The organism is Glycomyces algeriensis (assembly GCF_027622855.1).
Lineage (GTDB): Bacteria > Actinomycetota > Actinomycetes > Mycobacteriales > Micromonosporaceae > Glycomyces > Glycomyces algeriensis.
Map to the genome: position 1 here is coordinate 383,522 of NZ_JAPZVR010000003.1, position 15,821 is coordinate 399,342.

19 protein-coding genes, 1 tRNA gene and 1 pseudogene are annotated in these 15,821 nt (G+C 68.7%); 8 read left to right on the forward strand and 13 right to left on the reverse strand.

Translation table 11 applies throughout. The annotated features are described in order from the left end of the window. Positions 1–66 precede the first annotated feature (66 nt). Entirely contained in the window at positions 67–507 is a 441-nt protein-coding gene (locus O2L52_RS07975) for a hypothetical protein (protein WP_270114835.1), read from the forward strand. Positions 508–713: 206 nt separating this feature from the next. Here O2L52_RS07975 and O2L52_RS07980 read toward each other — a convergent pair whose 3' ends face one another. Both O2L52_RS07980 and O2L52_RS07985 read right to left on the reverse strand, forming a co-directional pair. Then, on the reverse strand, positions 714–1,355 hold the full coding sequence (locus tag O2L52_RS07980) for a hypothetical protein (RefSeq protein WP_270114836.1): 642 nt from the start codon (positions 1,353–1,355) through the stop codon (positions 714–716). A 61-nt stretch (positions 1,356–1,416) separates the two neighbouring features. Continuing rightward, positions 1,417–1,647, reverse strand: coding sequence for a hypothetical protein (locus O2L52_RS07985; protein WP_270114837.1), 231 nt, complete (start codon positions 1,645–1,647; stop codon positions 1,417–1,419). Between O2L52_RS07985 and O2L52_RS25450 the strand changes: the two genes are divergently transcribed. Then, a complete protein-coding gene (locus tag O2L52_RS25450; protein ID WP_344472859.1) occupies positions 1,640–1,924 on the forward strand; it encodes an HAD family hydrolase in 285 nt (94 codons plus the stop codon). The genes O2L52_RS07985 and O2L52_RS25450 overlap by 8 nt on opposite strands. Before the next feature lie 115 nt (positions 1,925–2,039). Then, the gene (locus O2L52_RS07990) at positions 2,040–2,639 is read left to right on the forward strand and encodes a hypothetical protein (RefSeq protein WP_270114838.1); all 600 of its coding nucleotides are present in this window, start codon (positions 2,040–2,042) and stop codon (positions 2,637–2,639) included. A 75-nt stretch (positions 2,640–2,714) separates the two neighbouring features. Here the strand turns inward: O2L52_RS07990 and ligD are convergent. After that, a pseudogene (gene ligD, locus O2L52_RS25455) lies at positions 2,715–2,936 on the reverse strand (non-homologous end-joining DNA ligase LigD); the annotation flags it as partial. Positions 2,937–3,059: 123 nt separating this feature from the next. On the opposite strand from ligD, the gene O2L52_RS07995 reads away from it, so the two are divergent. Continuing rightward, positions 3,060–3,458, forward strand: a complete 399-nt coding sequence (locus O2L52_RS07995; protein WP_270114839.1) for a hypothetical protein — start codon at positions 3,060–3,062, stop codon at positions 3,456–3,458. Between the two features lie 259 nt (positions 3,459–3,717). Here the strand turns inward: O2L52_RS07995 and O2L52_RS08000 are convergent. Beyond that, positions 3,718–3,802, reverse strand: a tRNA-Leu gene (locus O2L52_RS08000). A gap of 157 nt (positions 3,803–3,959) precedes the next feature. Here O2L52_RS08000 and O2L52_RS08005 point away from each other — a divergent pair. Beyond that, on the forward strand, positions 3,960–4,973 hold the full coding sequence (locus tag O2L52_RS08005; protein WP_270114840.1) for a phosphotransferase: 1,014 nt from the start codon (positions 3,960–3,962) through the stop codon (positions 4,971–4,973). Positions 4,974–5,017: 44 nt separating this feature from the next. Further along, entirely contained in the window at positions 5,018–6,115 is a 1,098-nt protein-coding gene (locus O2L52_RS08010; protein WP_270114841.1) for a C45 family autoproteolytic acyltransferase/hydolase, read from the forward strand. 160 nt (positions 6,116–6,275) lie between these two features. Here O2L52_RS08010 and O2L52_RS08015 read toward each other — a convergent pair whose 3' ends face one another. The 9 genes from O2L52_RS08015 to O2L52_RS08055 form a co-directional block, all read right to left on the reverse strand. Next, positions 6,276–7,103: a TrmH family RNA methyltransferase gene (locus O2L52_RS08015; protein ID WP_344473113.1), complete on the reverse strand. Its 828-nt coding sequence runs from the start codon at positions 7,101–7,103 to the stop codon at positions 6,276–6,278. 67 nt (positions 7,104–7,170) lie between these two features. After that, a complete protein-coding gene (locus tag O2L52_RS08020) occupies positions 7,171–8,202 on the reverse strand; it encodes an SPFH domain-containing protein (RefSeq protein WP_270114844.1) in 1,032 nt (343 codons plus the stop codon). Positions 8,203–8,315: 113 nt separating this feature from the next. After that, a complete protein-coding gene (locus tag O2L52_RS08025) occupies positions 8,316–8,762 on the reverse strand; it encodes an NfeD family protein (protein WP_270114845.1) in 447 nt (148 codons plus the stop codon). Positions 8,763–8,846: 84 nt separating this feature from the next. Beyond that, positions 8,847–9,884, reverse strand: coding sequence for a ferrochelatase (locus tag O2L52_RS08030; protein WP_344473116.1), 1,038 nt, complete (start codon positions 9,882–9,884; stop codon positions 8,847–8,849). A gap of 16 nt (positions 9,885–9,900) precedes the next feature. Continuing rightward, complete coding sequence (gene fabI, locus O2L52_RS08035) at positions 9,901–10,683, reverse strand: enoyl-ACP reductase FabI (RefSeq protein ID WP_270114847.1); 783 nt, start codon at positions 10,681–10,683, stop codon at positions 9,901–9,903. 51 nt (positions 10,684–10,734) lie between these two features. Further along, positions 10,735–11,439 (reverse strand): beta-ketoacyl-ACP reductase, encoded by a 705-nt coding sequence (locus O2L52_RS08040; RefSeq protein ID WP_270114848.1) that lies wholly within the window; start codon positions 11,437–11,439, stop codon positions 10,735–10,737. A gap of 107 nt (positions 11,440–11,546) precedes the next feature. After that, the gene (locus tag O2L52_RS08045) at positions 11,547–12,497 is read right to left on the reverse strand and encodes a VWA domain-containing protein (RefSeq protein ID WP_270114849.1); all 951 of its coding nucleotides are present in this window, start codon (positions 12,495–12,497) and stop codon (positions 11,547–11,549) included. A gap of 51 nt (positions 12,498–12,548) precedes the next feature. Next, positions 12,549–13,463 carry a DUF58 domain-containing protein gene (locus tag O2L52_RS08050; protein WP_373897070.1) on the reverse strand — a complete coding sequence of 305 codons (915 nt, stop codon included), beginning with the start codon at positions 13,461–13,463 and terminating at the stop codon, positions 12,549–12,551. After that, positions 13,457–14,551: an AAA family ATPase gene (locus O2L52_RS08055; RefSeq protein ID WP_270114851.1), complete on the reverse strand. Its 1,095-nt coding sequence runs from the start codon at positions 14,549–14,551 to the stop codon at positions 13,457–13,459. Before O2L52_RS08055 ends, O2L52_RS08050 begins: the two co-directional genes overlap by 7 nt. A 424-nt stretch (positions 14,552–14,975) precedes the next feature. Between O2L52_RS08055 and O2L52_RS08060 the strand changes: the two genes are divergently transcribed. Together O2L52_RS08060 and O2L52_RS08065 are read left to right on the forward strand one after the other, a co-directional pair. Next, on the forward strand, positions 14,976–15,539 hold the full coding sequence (locus O2L52_RS08060) for a dienelactone hydrolase family protein (protein WP_270114852.1): 564 nt from the start codon (positions 14,976–14,978) through the stop codon (positions 15,537–15,539). Positions 15,540–15,601: 62 nt separating this feature from the next. After that, positions 15,602–15,814, forward strand: coding sequence for a hypothetical protein (locus tag O2L52_RS08065; RefSeq protein ID WP_270114853.1), 213 nt, complete (start codon positions 15,602–15,604; stop codon positions 15,812–15,814). Positions 15,815–15,821 lie beyond the last annotated feature (7 nt).

Sequence of the window (15,821 nt, forward strand, 5' to 3'; positions counted from 1 at the left end):
AAATTCCATGCCGAATTCATGCCGCGCTCGCCCATCCTTCTTGCAGATCGTCAACTAGGAGGTTCCATGCGATCACTCACTCACGGCCGCAACCGGGCCCGGCTCATCGCGGTGCTCGTCGCGATTGTTGCCATGATCGGGCTCTCGGGCGCGATCGCAGCACCGGCGCAGGCCGCGACCCCTTGCGTCGCTTCAACCGGGGCGAAGGTCTGCTTCAACCCGGACGGCGAGCACCTGTACGTCTACGACACCGCCGCTGACGGCATGGCCGCGACGGCGTTCTACACCTTCAACGACTGGGACGACGACGACTGGGTCCGTGCTGAGAACAACGGCGGCGCCGGATCGGTGCTCGACTGGGACCTGTCGCTCGCCGAAAACGTCCTGATCTGTTTCGTGGCCACAGCGACCGAGCGCGACGTGATCATCACTCAAAGCGAGTCCAGCGGGTACAGAAGCGCCGGCGACGGTTCCCACCGCGGCGAATGCCCCTTGCTCGTCTGGTAGCCCACTCCGAGCCGGAGTCCGAACCACCGGGCTCCGGCCTGATCCCATCCGGACCATCCCTACAGTTCGCGGGAAGGGAAGCACTCCTCGATCTTCCATCGGGCCCCGGCTATCCAGGCCAGGTCAGTCAGTCTGATCGCCGCGACCCGCGCCTGGAGTTTCCGAATCCTGTTCGGGAGTTACGCGGAGGTGGGCGAGGTTGTTGTTCAAACCCGCACGTCGGTCCCGGTGTAGCGTCGCAACGCGGCCAGGAACGCGGCTTCGGTGGGCTCGGCTCCCTTCATCTCGCACATGATGTACCCGCCGACCTGTGTGGAGTAGAAGTCCCCTGGCATCCCGGGGGCGAAGCCGCCGCCCTTCGGTAGCCGGACGACCACCTGGCGGTGGCCCTCCGGTGAGGTGACGACGGCTATGTGGTCGACATTCGCCCAGGGCACTGCGACGAAATGGGTGTTCGGGAACCGTCGACGCACAGTGAACTCCCGCTCGGTGAGCTCGATCCTGAAGGGTGCCTTGTCTCCTTCGAGCAGTCCGACCGCTGCCAGCACGAAACCGAGCCCGAGCAAGATCCAGAAGTAGAATTCCGGAGTGCCGTCGAGATCGCGGTCGAAGACTGCCAACAACGCTATGCCGCAACCGAACGCCCCCATGAGGTACCCGAAGACCACGTCGCCGACCTGCGGGTAAGGGAGGCATGCGAAGTGCTCGACATCGCCGTCCTCCCCGACCGTTCCTCTGACCGGCCTGGCGTGTCGCGAGAGGCGGTACTGCCGGTAGGCGAAATAGGTCCCGGCCACGGCCGCGGCAACACCGATCACTTGCAAGCCCGTGTCGAGATTTGCTTCCATGGATTGACTTTAGAGCGTGTCGCAGTCATCCTGTGACACAGGAGATTCGCCTTCGGCGAGGTCAGCCCATGCCGTCGTCGGTTCCGCGCCCGGCTTCGTCGGCCGCCGTCGATTCGGTCGTTAGGTCGAGGGCGACCTCGTATTCACGTTCGATTGTCCATCCACCATGGACGTCTGCCGCCGAGATCGTGACCGCGGGGAGCGAGATGGTCTGATACTGCTCGGGTTCGAGGGTCGGGTCGCAGGCCGGCAGCCCGGACCAGATCGAGTTCGGGCCTTCCCGGGTGGACAAGGCGACGGGACTCGCCGCATGGCGCCGGTCCCACGGGATCGAACCTGCAGCTGTGGTTGCATTCGGTGACGCACCTGCGGACGCTCCGAAGCTCGCTTGGACTGGCCGCTCATACTCCGTCGCCAACGCCCACCCGATTGCTGCCGAGGCCGCGGCGCACCGGTGCGCCGCCAACACGGATGGCGGCGTCGCCGAAGTCGTCGAAACGATCCTAAGCGACAGCGTGACGGTTCCCGTGCCGGACGCTGCAGGGGGCCACCTTGATGGCGATCCGTAGCTCAGCCTCGGTGGGCCTGTCGCATTACACTCAGGTCGACCTGCCGGCCCGCAGCGCTACTCACCTTCCCTTTCGCCCACTTGGAATGAGCGCGTGACATGAAGGAACTGCCCCCGTGAAGACCCTCGCCATCGGATTCGCCTGGCTCGTTTCGCTCCTGTCCGGCATCGTGACCATCTTCGCCCTCTTCGGAGGCCAGCAGTGGCTGGAAGCGAACGGCTGGACGCTCAACCCGAACGTCCAAGCTGTCCAGCAGACCACCGAGACCCCTTCCGCTGAAGCTGACGAAGCGACCGGAGGCGAGGAAACTGCGACCAGCGACCCAACGGCCGCCGTCACCACCTCCGGGCCAACCGACGATCCTGCCGCCGGGGCCGACCATCAGGAGAACGCACTTGACCGCATCGCCGCCATCAGCGATTGGCTGATCGACACTGGTGAAGGCTTCTTCGACACCTGGCTACTCGCGTTCATCAGTGTTGTCATCCTGACGACGTTCGCCCTGACCTCTGGCGTACTCGTCGCCGACGCCTACTGGAATTTCGGTACGCGACGCTTCTTCGACGCGGTAGGAGTCGTGCTGCTGGCTACGATCGCCGTGTACTTCGGCTTCATCGTCGGCGCCGTCGATCCGGGGTGGGTCACCTGGTACGTCATTGCCTCCGCCCTCGCGGCCGTGGTTGGATGGCTGGTCGCCGACGAAGCGAACTACTAGCGGCGCTGAACGATGACACTGCGGTGTCACGTTCGGTCCAGCCGAGGCCGATCGCGGCGTACACGTCAGGCGTGCGATCCGGCGTAGCTCCGTGACTGGGATGCTTTCGGGCGGGTCGAGGTCGACCACGATCCGGTCGGGAAAGTCGATGCGGTCGATGGTCGTCGGTCGAATGTGGAACTCGATCGCGGCATGGCTCACCAGGTAGATCAGGGAGGCTTCGTCCTCGCACAGGATCGCTGCTGACTGGCCGCCGGCGCTGTTGGGGAAGTCGACGATGCGGATCCAGTCCGGGAAGTAGGAGTTAGCGGGAGTCGAACCCGTGGCTGTTCCGAAGCCCGGCTCAACGAGGAACGCATTTTCGTCGGACCATCCTCAAGCCCGTACGACGGGGGTAGGGCCTCCGTTGGAGGCGGTTTCGTGGCTGCGCAGCAATCCCGGCAGGCCCAACGGAGGCGTGCGCTGAACGGGTCGGGTTCGATCTTCTGGGATAACTCGACGGGCCGATTTGTCGGGCTGCTCTCGCTCGGCCGAGAACCGGACAACCGCAGGATCCGCCCTAAGGCCACCGGGCACAGCATCGACGAGGTGCGGGCGAGGCTGGATGTCCTGCGCGAGGACTTCGACCGTGGAACCGATCTGGGGAGCGACTACGCCGTCGCTGACGCCTGCGAAGACTTCCTCGTGCACGGCATGCATCACCTGACCAAAGGCACCGCGGACGAGCCCCGCAGGATCGTAGGGAAGTGGATCTTCCCCCAATTGGGCCACGCAAAACTGAGAGAACTCAAGGCTGACGAGGGTGGATGCCTGGCTTGATGCCATGGCCCGGGCTCGGGATCGGTCAAGCGCGAGCCGGAATGTCGCCGCGCTCGTCGACGCCCCGCGCGGCCAACTCGGCAGGCCACGGGAGCTGAACTCCTGGACAAGGCAACCGAGCAACATGCAACTGACCATAAAGGAGAGACAAGGAGCCGACTTGGCTCCAAGAATGGCTCCCAGGTAGCAAGCGACAAGGGCAAAAGCCCAGCCTGACGATGAAAAAGAAGGCCCTGGTTTCCCAGGGCCTTCGATTCTGTGCGCGAGGGGGGACTTGAACCCCCACGTCCATAATAGGACACTAGCACCTCAAGCTAGCGCGTCTGCCATTCCGCCACTCGCGCGTGCACAGAGAATTGTATATGTAGTTTGTTTTGCCTGCCAGGGGGGGCTTTCCCGCCCTCCGTGGCACGAGACGAAACTTTACACGATGGTTCGGCGGTGGGCGCAAGGGGGGTTCGCGGTAGGCCGGGCGGGCCGGCGGCGGCTAGGCTTGGGGGCATGACCGTGACCGCGCCTCGACTGCCTGACGCGGCGTTGACGCATTGGGATCTGGGACAGATCTTCCAGATGCAGCGGGTCCAGACCGGGCTGATGAACCGGTCGTGGCGGGTCGACACCTCGTCCGGGTCGTATCTGCTCAAGTTGTTCCGTGACGTCACCGGACCTGAGCTGCAGTTCCAGTTCCACGTGCTCCAGACCCTGGGTGGCTCGGGAGTGCCAGTGGTGCTGCCGGTGCTCAGCCGCGACGGGCGGACCACGATCTTCCTGGAAGGCGAGGAGTTCGGGGTCTTTCCGTGGGTCGGGGGGCGCCACCGGTCGGGGCTGTCGATGTCGCGTGACGCCTGCCGCGACCTCGGGTCGGTCATCGGGCGGCTGCACCGGACACTGCATGCCTCGATCCCCGCGGACCGGGCGCCGAAGCCCGAGAATCCGCCGACTACTGAAGCGGCGCTGCAGAAGGTCGACCGGCTGCTGGAGCTCGTCGCCGCCGGACGGGGCGACAAGACCGGGTTCGAGGCCATCGCCGAGCAGACGCTGCGGTTGAAGCGGGGCCTGCTGGTTCGGCTCGGGGACCGCAGGCCGCCGGACCTGCTGCCGCAGTACACGGGTTACACGCACGGGGACCTGCACCCGCACAACGTCCTGCACGGGCCCGACGACCGGATCTCGGCGATTCTCGACTGGGACCGATTGGTGGTCTCGTCGTATGCGCGGGAGATGGCCAGGGCCGCGGTGTTCTACTTCACGTACGGCGACGAGCGCGGGTTGGACTGCGACCGGATCCGGGCGTTCGCCGGCGGGTACCGGTCGGTCTTCGATGTCGGGGAGCCCGAGATCGGGCTGGCCACGCACCAGTTGTGGTGGGACCGGCTGACCGACAACTGGGTCATCGAGTGGCACTACGTACGGCACAACTCCGCGTGCGACCACCTGCTGCCGGGCCAGACCGGGCTGGTGAAGTGGTGGACCATCCACTACTCGCAGGTGGAGCAGGCCCTGATGGGCCGCTGAGAAGTCACTGGCTTAACGCTATCGCCTTTGTCACAATGGGTTTCATGACTTCACTTCCGCTTCTGCACCTTCAGGGCAGCCCGCACCACCGGGGTCTGCAGCACGGCGAGGAACTGCGGGAGGCGATCGCCGCCAACGTCGCGGTCTACCGCTCCCGGATGCTGACATCGGGAGTCCCGGAGAACGAGCTCGCCTCGCGATCGCAGCGGTTCCTGGAGCAGTTCACCCGGTACGACGCGTCGTACCGCGAGACCATGGACGGCATCGCGGAGGGCTCGGGGCAGGACCTCCTGGACATCACGCTCTTGAACGCCCGGTACGAGCTGCTGTACAGCGCCTGGAGCGAGTTCGGGCGCCCCACGGCCGACGGGATCCGGTCCGAGTGCACCTCGTTCGGCGGCGCCGACGGTGCGTTCGTCGCATCGGGGACGCAGATCGGGCAGAACTGGGACTGGTTCACCGGTGTTGAAGGGGCCCTGCTGCAGTGGGAGCACGGCGACACGACGGTGATCGGGTTCACCGAGGCCGGCGTCGCCGGGGCGAAGATCGGGCTCAACAGCGCCGGGATCGGCTTGTGCATCAACGGGCTCGGCGCTTCTATCGACGACTGGCGCCTCGACACGGTGCCGTTCCACCTCCGGACGATGCGGGTCCTGCAGTCCACGAGTCTCGCTGAGGCCGTTGGCCATGCGGTGGCACCGCGGCCGGCCTGCTCGTCCAACTTCTTCATCGGCAGCGCCGCAGAGGGGGTGCTCACGGTGGAGGCGTCTCCGGTGGGTTCGCGGGTCATCTACCAGGAGGGCACTGCTCCCTTGGTGCACGCCAACCACTTCCGGGATCCTGAAGCGCTCGGGGTCCACCAGAGCTGGCTCGAGACCGGCCGGGTCTCCACGTATCACCGGTGCGACCGGATGGAGACGCTGCTCGCCAAAGAGTCGCCGGTGTCGGCGGAGCGGCTGCACGCCGCGATGCGGGACCACGAGGGCGGGCCGCTGGGCCTGTGCCGGCATCCCGTTGCGACCGATCCCGTTGAGCTGCAGACGCACACGGCGCTCGCCGCGCACCTGGAGCTCGACGCGAAGCGGTTCTCCTACACGTGGGGCCCGCCCTGCGAATCGGAGTTCGCGACGGTGAGTCTCTAGGGGGTGTTTGAGAAGTCCCGGCGAGTCGGTATCCGAGTCCATTCGTTCGCTCGCAAGGCGGAGGGGCCTTCGCATACCGGTGTTGTATGCGAAGACCCCGACAACGCAGCGAGCGGGCGCATGGGCCGGATAGCGGCCGGCAGGGCTACTCGAACACCCCCTAGCGAGGCGTCGCCTGGGACAGCTCCCAGCAGGCCACCGCCGTCGCAGCGGCGACGTTGAGCGAGTCGACGCCCGCGTGCATGGGGATGACGACCGTGCGGTCGCACGCGTCGAGCGCGGCGGCCGTCAGGCCGGGGCCTTCGGCGCCGAACATCAGGGCCGGGCGCTTGCGCTCCTCGGCGCTGACCTGGCCGATGTCGATCGCACCGCGCGAGGGGCTCAGGCCGTGGAGCGTGAACCCGGCGTCGCGGACCTGGGCGAGGCCGCTGGGCCAGGGCTCGAGGTAGGCGTACGGCACCGCGAACACCTCCCCCATGCTCACGCGCACGCTCCGGCGGTACAGCGGGTCGGCGCAGTCGGGGGCGAGCAGGACGCCGTCGAAGCCGAGACCTGCGGCGACTCTGAAGATGGCGCCGATATTCGTATGGTTGTTGAGGCCTTCGAGGACGACGAGGCGGTTGACGCCCTGCAGGAGCTCGGCCGGCGCGGGGAGCTCCTTGCGGTGGAACGAGGCCAGCGCGCCGCGGTGGACGTGGAAGCCCGTGACCGATTCGAGGAGGTCGGGCCCGGCGGTGTAGCAGGGGGCGTCCTCGGCGAGGTGCGCGAGCTGGTCGGCGCGTTTGGCGTCGATGAGCATCGAGCGCATCCGGTAGCCGGCGCGCAGGGCCCGGCCGATGACCTGGTGGCCTTCGGCGATGAACAGGCCGTGGGGCTGCTCGAAGCGGGTCCGGAGGGCGAGGTCGGTGAGGGCGCGGTAGTCGCTGAGGCGCTCGTCCTCGGGGTCGTGGATGTGGATGGCGTCGGGCACCCGGTGATTCTGCCTTATCGCACGTGAAACGCCCCCGGGCGGCCGTCAGGCCTCCCGGGGGCGTCACGTCGTACTGGGCCGGACCCTAAGCCGGCGCGGGCGGGAGCTCGTCTCGCTTCTTGCCTTCGCCGATGTCCTGGACCTCGCGGGCGGCCTGCTGTGCCGCCTCAAGGGCCTGGGCGGCGGAGTCGTCGAGCTCGAGCGCGCTGGCGTCGATCTCGACCTCTTCGTCCGAGTCCGTGCTCTCGGTGATGCCGCCGAGCGCGTTGCCGATCCCGCCGAGGGCCTTGGTGAGTTCGGCCGGGACGACCCAGACCTTGTTGGCGTCGCCCTGGGCGATCTTGGGGAGGGTCTGGAGGTACTGGTAGGCCAGGAGCCGGTCGGTGGGCTTGGCCTTGTGGATGGCCGCGAACACGGTCTGGATGGCCTTGGCCTGGCCGTCGGCGCGCAGGACCTCGGCGTCGCGGGCGCCCTTGGCGCGCAGGACCTGGGACTGCTGCTCGCCTTCGGCGTTGAGGATCGCGGCGCGCTTGGTGCCTTCGGCGTTGAGGATCGCGGCGCGGCGGTCGCGCTCGGCGCGCATCTGCTTCTCCATGGCGTCGCGGATGCTCAGCGGCGGTTCGATGGAGCGCAGTTCGACGCGGGTGACCTTGAGGCCCCACTTGTCGGTGGCCTTGTCGAGCTCGGCGGCGAGGCGGGCGTTGATCTCCTCGCGGCTGGTGAGCGCCTTCTCGAGGTCGAGGGAGCCGACGACGTTGCGGAGGGTGGTGGTGGTGAGCTGCTCGACGCCCGCGAGGTAGTCGTCGATGTTGTACACGGCCGCGGTGGGCTGCGTGATGATGTAGTACAGGACCGTGTCGATCTGGACGCCGAGGTTGTCGGCGGTGATCACGCTGGAGGGCGGGAAGTTGACGACGCGCTCGCGGAGGTCCACTTTGGCGCGGACATTGTCGACGAACGGCACCAGGAGCCGGGGCCCGGGTTCCAGGGTGCGACGGTACTTGCCGAGGCGTTCGATGATGTAGTTCCACTGCTGGGGAACGATCTTGATCGATCGGAAGAGCACGATGATGAAGAAGAACGCGACTATCAGCAGCAGTACGCCAACGGGATCCATGGTGTTTCAGCCTCCAGTGGTGTGGGATCGGCGGGCATTCACTTGGCTCGGTGCTCGTCTGCTTCCAGACGATGCGGCAAGGCTATACGGGCACGTCCAGTGGGCTCTGCCGGTCAGCTCTGCTTCCAGACGATGACGGTGGCTCCCTTGATTTCTACCACTGTCACGCGGTCGCCGGGTTCCAGCAGCTGGTCGGGCTCGAGGGGGTAGGCGGTCCAGTTGTCGCCGGCGATCTCGACGAGGCCGCCGGAGTGGTCGACCTTCTCGATGACGCGTGCTTCGGCGCCTTCGATGGCGCGGGTGCCGAACGAGCGGGGGGTCTTGTCGGCGCCGGTGTCGCTTTCGAGGGCCTGCTTGAGGAAGGGGCGCAGGCCGAAGATGGAGGCGACGGAGCCGGCCCCGAAGAGCACGGCCTGGAGCCAGAAGGGGGCGCCGAGGGAGGCGCCGATGCCGGCGAGCACGGCGCCGACGCCGACCATGGCCAGGACCAGGGTGCCGGTGAAGAGTTCGATGGCGCCGAGGACCACAGCGGCGATGATCCAATAGAAGACGGGTTCCACAGCTCAAGCATGTCATGCGGAGGCGTCTCGCGGTGATTACGGGCCGGGCCCGCGTCCTGGTGGGGACGCGGGCCCGGTGCGTGTTCAGCGGCTCCGGTGCTTCTCCGGGGCCGGGGGCCTGCGGGCGGGGCAGCAGCCCTCGACCGTGGGGTCCCAGACCGGGAGCTTGCCGAGGCGCTGCAGGGGCGCGCCCTGGACGCGTTCGGCGACGAGGTCGCGGAACATGCCGACGATGTCGGCGACCTCGGGCGTGCCCGCCCGGAGGTAGCGCAGGCCCAGCTCGGCGGCGGTGTCCTTGGCCTCGTTGTCGAGGTCCCACAGCACTTCGATGTGGTCGGAGAGGAAGCCGACGGGGCTGACCACGACGGTGTCGACGCCTTCGCCGGCGAGGACCTTGAGGTGGTCGTTGATGTCGGGCGCGAGCCAGGGCATCGACGGCGGGCCCGAGCGGGACTGCCAGACGACGTCGATCGGCCCGGCCCAGCCCGCCTGCCCGGCGACGAGCGCGGCGGCCTCGTTGACCTGGTCGGAGTAGCGGGCGCCTTCGGGGCCCGAGCACTCTTCGGCGACGCTGGGGATCGAGTGGGCGGTGAAGACCACGCGGGTCCTCGACTGGTCCTCGATCTGGCCGAGGCTCCGCTTGAGCTGCTCGGCGAAGCCGCCGACGAAGCCCGGGTGGTCGAAGAAGTGCCGGACCTTGTCGATCGCCGGCGCGGTGTCGCCGACGGCGGCGCGGGCGGCGTTGATGTCCTCCACGTACTGGCGGCACGAGGAGTACGAGCCATAGGCGCTGGTGCACAGGGCGAGGGCGCGCTTGACGCCGTCGCCGGTCATCTGGGTGACCGCGTCGACGAGCATCGGCGGCCAGTTCCGGTTGCCCCAGTAGATCGGCAGGTCGATGCCGCTGATGCGGAACTCCTTGCGGATCGCCTCGAGGACTTCGCGGCACCACTGGTTGATCGGCGAGATCCCGCCGAAGTGGTAGTAGTGCTCGGCGACCTCGGCGAGGCGCTCGTCGGGGATGCCGCGGCCGCGGGTGACGTTGCGCAGGAACGGCAGCACGTCTCCGGGGCCCTCGGGGCCGCCGAACGAGACGAGCAGGACGGCGTCGTAACCGTTCATTGTCATGGCGGCTCCGCTACTGTTCGGTGCGCTCGACCCCGACGGCGTGGAAGCCGCCGTCGACGTGCAGGATCTCGCCGCTGGTGGCCGGGAAGAGGTCGGACAGGAGCGCCGCGCAGGCCTTGGCGACCGGCTCGGAGTCCGTCAGGGACCAGCCGAGCGGGGCGCGCTTGGTCCAGGCCTCTTCGAAGGCCTCGAAGCCGGGGATGGACTTGGCGGCCATGGTGCGCTGCGGGCCCGCGGACACGAGGTTGACGCGGATGCCCTTGGGGCCCAGGTCGCGCGCGAGGTAGCGGTTGGCGGACTCGAGGCCGGCCTTGGCGACGCCCATCCAGTCGTAGACGGGCCAGGCCTGGCTGGCGTCGAAGGTGAGGCCGACGATGGAGCCTCCGTTCCCCATCAGCGGCAGGCAGGCCGTGGCGAGGGCCTTGTACGAGAAGGTCGAGACCTGCAGCGCGGTCGCGACGTCCTCCCACGGGGTGTTGAGGAAGTTCCCGCCGAGCGCCGACGGCGGGGCGTAGGCGATGGCGTGCAGGACGCCGTCGATGCCGTCCACGTGCTCGCGGACCTTCGCCTCGAGCCCGGCGAGCTGCTCGGGGTCGGTGGCGTCGAGTTCGATGACGGGGGCGGGGGTGGGGAGCTTCTTGGCGATCCGCTCGACCAGGGACATGCGCCCGAAGCCGGTGAGGATCACTTCGGCGCCCTGCTCCTGCGCGTACTTGGCCACGCCGAAGCCGAGGGACTGCTCGGTGATCACCCCGGTGATGAGCAGTCGTTTGCCGTCCAAGAATCCAGACATCTGTTCCTCCGTCGTTATTCGTGCTTGCAAATACTGGGGCCCGTGTGGGGGCTAGTGGCCCATGCCGAGGCCGCCGTCGACGGGGATGACCGCGCCGTTGACGTATCCGGCGTTGTCGCCCGCGAGCCAGGTGACGGCTCCGGCGATCTCCTCGGCGGTGGCGAAGCGCTTGGCGGGGATGGAGTCGAGGTAGGCCTTGCGCTGGGCCTCGGGGAGCGCGTCGGTCATGTCGGTCTGGACGAAGCCGGGCGCGACGACGTTCGCGGTGATGTTGCGGGAGCCGAGCTCGCGGGTGATCGAGCGGCTGAGGCCGACCAGGCCGGCCTTGGACGCGGCGTAGTTGGTCTGCCCGGCGTTGCCGTAGAGGCCGACGACCGAGGAGATGAAGATCATGCGGCCGAACTTGGCGCGCAGCATCTTCGAGGAGGCGCGCTTGGCGACCCGCCACGCGCCCTTGAGGTTCGTGTCGACGACCCGCTCGAACTGCTCGTCGCTCATGCGGAGCAGGAGGGTGTCGTCGGTGATGCCGGCGTTGGCGACGAGGATCTCGACGGGGCCGAACTTGCCTTCGACGTCGGTGAACGCTGCGTCGACGGAGGCGGTGTCGGTGATGTCGCACTGGACGCCGTAGAGGCCGTCGGGGGCGCCGGTGCCGCGGTGGGTGACGGCGACGTTGTCGCCCTGGGCCGCGAAGGCCTGGGCGATAGCGAGACCGATCCCGCGATTGCCTCCGGTGACGAGGACGGTGCGCGCCATTGTTCGAACTCCTCAAGTTTCTTTGTACGAAGCCACCGACGATCGTAGCGACGGACCCCTACTGGTGCGAAGGGGCCTTCACACACCGTGTGGCACTCGCCTCAGGGTCAGGTGAGGCGGGAGGTCCAGGCGAGGCTCAGGCCGGCGGCTGCGAACAGCAGGATCATGGCGGTGCCGATGAACCACTGGGAGATGTCGCGGGCGATGGTCTGGTGGGCGAGCGAGGACTCCATGTCTTCGTAGACCGACCGGAGCTGCTCGGCGCTGAACGCCTCGTAGAAGGTGCCGCCGGTGCCTTCGGCGAGCTGGGCGAGGGCCTCGCGGTCGACGGGGACCGAGACGAGCTCCTGGTCGAGTTCGATCACGCCCTCGTCGGTGCCGAACGCGACCGTGGAGACGGGGATATTCGCGGCGGCGGCGGCCTCGGTGGCCTCCTCGACGGTGCGCCCGGCCGTGCGGTAGCCGTCGGACATGAGCAGGACGCGGGCGGGCGGGAGCGTGCCGGACTCGTCGGCGGGCACCTGCTGCACGGCCTGCAGCGAGGCGAAGACCGCCTCGCCGGTCGCGGTGGCCTCAGCGAGGGTGAGGCCGAGGATCGCGGAGGCGACACTCGCGTGGTCCTTGGTCGGCGGCACGTTGACCGAGGCGAACCCGGCGAAGGAGACGAGGCCGACGTTGTACTCCTCGGGGAGGTCGTTCACGAACCCGGCGGCGGCCTCCTTCGCGGCCTCGATCCGGGTCGGCGACACGTCTTCGGCCATCATGGACAGTGAGACGTCGATGGCGAGGATGATCGTGGCCCGCTCCTGCGGCTCGTCGACGTCGACCGCGGGGCGGGTCATGCCGCCCACGAGCACGGCCAGCGCGATGACGAGGAGCCCGGCCGGGAAGTGGCGGCGCCAGCCGGGGACCTTCGGTACGAGCTTGGCCAGGAGCGAGGCGTTGGCGAACCTGACGGCGACCCGCTTGCGGGCGAACTGGGCCCAGACGTAGACCGCGGCGAGCGCGGCGACGGGGATGAGCGCCAGGAGCCACATCGGTTCGAGCAGGCGGATCAACGGTTCTCCTTGGTGTCGTTGGAAAGCGCAGTGTTCGGCAGCTCGGGAGTGCTAGCGGTAGGCGGCGAGGTGGCGGCGCTGGGCGATGAACGCGGCGATGTCGCGCAGCCAGTCCGAGCCGGTCGAGAGGCGCAGGTGGGACGCGCCGCCGGAGCGGATGCCCGCGGCGATGCGGCGGCGTTGCTCGGCGGCGGCCTCGGCGTAGCGGGCGCGGAAGCGGGCGTTGCCGGTCTGGACCTCGACCGTGGCGCCGGTCTCGGGGTCCATCAGGTCGAGGACGCCGACGTCGGGGAGGGCGAGCTCGGCGGGGTCGAGGACTTCGACGCAGAGGACCTGCTGGCGGACGGCGAGGCGGCGCAGTTCGCGGGGCCAGTCGCTCGGATCGTCTTCGTCCTCCAGGAAATCGGAGATGACGATGGCGAGGCCGCGGCGGCGGGCGTGGCGGCGGGTCTTGTCGATGAGTTCGGCCAGGTCGCCGGCGCCTTCGCCGCGCGGGAGGGCGGTGACGGTGCGCAGGAGCGAGCGGGCGCCGCCGCGGCCGGGGCGCGGCGGGATGGCCTTCGCGGGGCCGCCTTCGGTGACGACGGCGCCGATGCGGTTGCCGCCGCGTCCGGCGAGGTAGGCGAAGGCGGCGACGGCGCCTTCGGCGAGTTCGCGCTTGAGCATGCCGACGGTGCCGAAGTCGAGGCTGGGCGAGAGGTCGACGGCGAGCCAGGTCTCGAGTTCGCGGTCGGCGATGGTGGTGCGCACGTGCGGGACGGTGGTGCGGGCGGTGACGGGCCAGTCCATGCGGCGCACGTCGTCCCCGGCGCGGTACTCGCGGGCCTCGCCGGGTTCGGAGCCGGCGCCGGGCAGCAGGCCCAGGTAGTCGCCGTGCAGGAGGCCGTCGAGGCGGCGGGTGACGTTGAGCTGCAGCCGGTCGAGGGCGCGCAGGTCGTGTTCCGCGGGTGCCGTGGGGATCACCAGGCGCCCGGCTGCTGCGGCTGGTACGACTCGCCCGGCCGGTACGGCTCCGCGGTCCGCGGCGCGGCGTCCTGGCGGGGGCTCACCGTGGGGGCGGGGACGGCCGCGAGGAGCTGGGCCACGAGCTGGTCGGTGACCACGCCGTCGGCCATGGCGTCGTACGAGAGGACGAGGCGGTGGCGCAGCACGTCCGGTGCGATGTCGTCGAGGTCCTGCGGCAGGGCGTAGTCGCGGCCGCGCAGGAGCGCGATGGCGCGGGTGGCGCGGATGAGGCCGAGGGAGGCGCGGGGGCTGGCCCCGTACTGGATGTGGCGGGCGATGCCGCCGAGTCCGGCCGCGGCGGGATTGCGGGTGGCCATGACGATGCGCACCGCGTAGTCGACGAGGGCGTTGTGGATGAACACGCCGTCGGAGGCCTGCTGGAGGCGCAGGAGGTCGTCGGTGTCGAGGATGCGCTCGGGCACGGGCGAGTCGACGCCCATGCGGAAGACGATCTCGCGCTCCTCGGCGTCCGTGGGGTAGCCGACGTTGACCTTGAAGAGGAAGCGGTCGCGCTGCGCCTCGGGCAGCGGGTAGACGCCTTCCTGCTCGATCGGGTTCTGGGTGGCCATGACCAGGAACGGCTTGGGCAGCACGTGGGTCTGGCCGCCGATGGAGATGCGGCCCTCGGCCATGACCTCGAGCATCGCGGACTGGACCTTCGCGGGGGCGCGGTTGATCTCGTCGGCGAGCACGAAGTTGGTGTAGACCGGACCGAGCTCGACGTCGAACGTCTCGCTGGACTGGCGGTAGATGCGGGTGCCCACGATGTCGGCGGGGACGAGGTCGGGCGTGAACTGGATGCGCTGGAAGTCCGCTCCCACGACGCGGGCCATGGTCTCGACCGCGAGGGTCTTGGCGACCCCGGGCACGCCTTCGATGAGGCAGTGGCCGCGGGCCAGCAGCGCGGCGAACATGCGCTCGACGAGGGCGTCCTGGCCGACGATGACCTTCTTGATCTCGAACAGCGCCTTCTCGAGGAGGGCGGCGTTCTCCGCCGGGGTGGAGTTCCCGGCGGCGCGGTCTGAGCGGTCGGCCTCGGCTGAACCCATGTCGGCTCCTTCACGTGAGTGCGATCTGGTCCTGTCGATACTAATTCGCCCGTTCGAGGATGGCAGGGGGCCGCACAGACTCGTCCGGCAGCCCGGCGAAGCTTGCGAGCCGGCACTGAGTACGGCTGCACCGCAATTTGTCGGGAACCCGACAGTTCGCGCCGAACCCCTTGCGGCGCAGGGGGTCTACACTGCCGCAACGCTGGAGCGGCAAACGGTAAGGCGGTATTTGCCCAGGAGCGTGACACGCCGCGCGTATTCAATCCGTTGCTGCGAAATGTCGGAGCGCTATGCTTTCACCAACCCGCACGACTTCCCCCGTGGTCGTGCGGGTCTTTTGCTGCCCTCGTCCGCGGGCCGGGGGAACGCCGCGCGGGCTTTCCGGGGGAGGCGCACAGGCCCCGCCGGCACTAGAATTCCCCTCATGCCCCGCCGCCGCCAGGCCCTGCTGCTCCCCGGACGCAACTACAGCGTGCAAGGGCCGCTGCTGATGTACACGCACGTGGCCCTGCAGTCCCGTGGCGCCCATACCTATCCGCTCGTGTGGCGCGGCGTCGACCGGCTCGCCGCCGACGAGCAGGCCATGATCGACGGCGTGTGCGAGCAGACCGAGGTCGTGCTCGACCGGGTGCACAACGACGACCCGCCGCTCCTGGTCGGCAAGTCCCTCGGCACCGCCGCCGCGATCCTCGCCGCCCACCACGGGCTCCCCGCGATCTGGTTCACGCCGTTCCTCCAGCATTACCCGATCGTGCAGGCCCTGCGCCGCTCGACGGCGCCGTACCTGCTCGTGGGCGGCACCGCCGACCCGGCGTGGAACACCGCGCTGGCCCGCGAGCTGCCCGGGGAGGTCTGCGAGGTGCACGGGGCCGACCACGGCATGTTCATCCGGGGCCGGCCGCTGGTCGAATCGGCGCACGCGATGGCCGACGTGATCGAGGCCGTGGAGGCGTTCATCGACACAGCGGTGTGGCCCCGCACCGGATGAATCTGTGCACATTTAACGGCTCGCAAGCTTCGCCGTTGCGGCACTTGGCGGACAATCGCGGTGTGACTCCAGATCCAGAAGCGCCCTCCGAGGCGCCCGTCTGCTCCTCGCGCGGCTGCCGCAACACGGCGACCTGGATGCTGCTGTGGCGCAACCCCCGCATCCACGGCACCGACCGCGTCAAGCGGTGGGCCGCCTGCGACGAGCACGAGCCGACACTGCGCGAGTTCCTCACGGCACGCGGATTCCCTTGCCAGACCGAGAGAGTGGGATGATCGAGCG

Bases quoted from the DNA above. Each gene is read 5' to 3' on its own strand.
- O2L52_RS07975 (WP_270114835.1), top strand. From the start codon at position 67: ATGCGATCACTCACTCACGGCCGCAACCGGGCCCGGCTCATCGCGGTG.
- O2L52_RS07980 (WP_270114836.1), bottom strand. From the start codon at position 1,355: ATGGAAGCAAATCTCGACACGGGCTTGCAAGTGATCGGTGTTGCCGCG.
- O2L52_RS08005 (WP_270114840.1), top strand. From the start codon at position 3,960: ATGACCGTGACCGCGCCTCGACTGCCTGACGCGGCGTTGACGCATTGG.
- O2L52_RS08010 (WP_270114841.1), top strand. From the start codon at position 5,018: ATGACTTCACTTCCGCTTCTGCACCTTCAGGGCAGCCCGCACCACCGG.
- O2L52_RS08020 (WP_270114844.1), bottom strand. From the start codon at position 8,202: ATGGATCCCGTTGGCGTACTGCTGCTGATAGTCGCGTTCTTCTTCATC.
- O2L52_RS08030 (WP_344473116.1), bottom strand. From the start codon at position 9,884: ATGAACGGTTACGACGCCGTCCTGCTCGTCTCGTTCGGCGGCCCCGAG.
- fabI (WP_270114847.1), bottom strand. From the start codon at position 10,683: ATGTCTGGATTCTTGGACGGCAAACGACTGCTCATCACCGGGGTGATC.
- O2L52_RS08040 (WP_270114848.1), bottom strand. From the start codon at position 11,439: ATGGCGCGCACCGTCCTCGTCACCGGAGGCAATCGCGGGATCGGTCTC.
- O2L52_RS08055 (WP_270114851.1), bottom strand. From the start codon at position 14,551: ATGGGTTCAGCCGAGGCCGACCGCTCAGACCGCGCCGCCGGGAACTCC.
- O2L52_RS08060 (WP_270114852.1), top strand. From the start codon at position 14,976: ATGCCCCGCCGCCGCCAGGCCCTGCTGCTCCCCGGACGCAACTACAGC.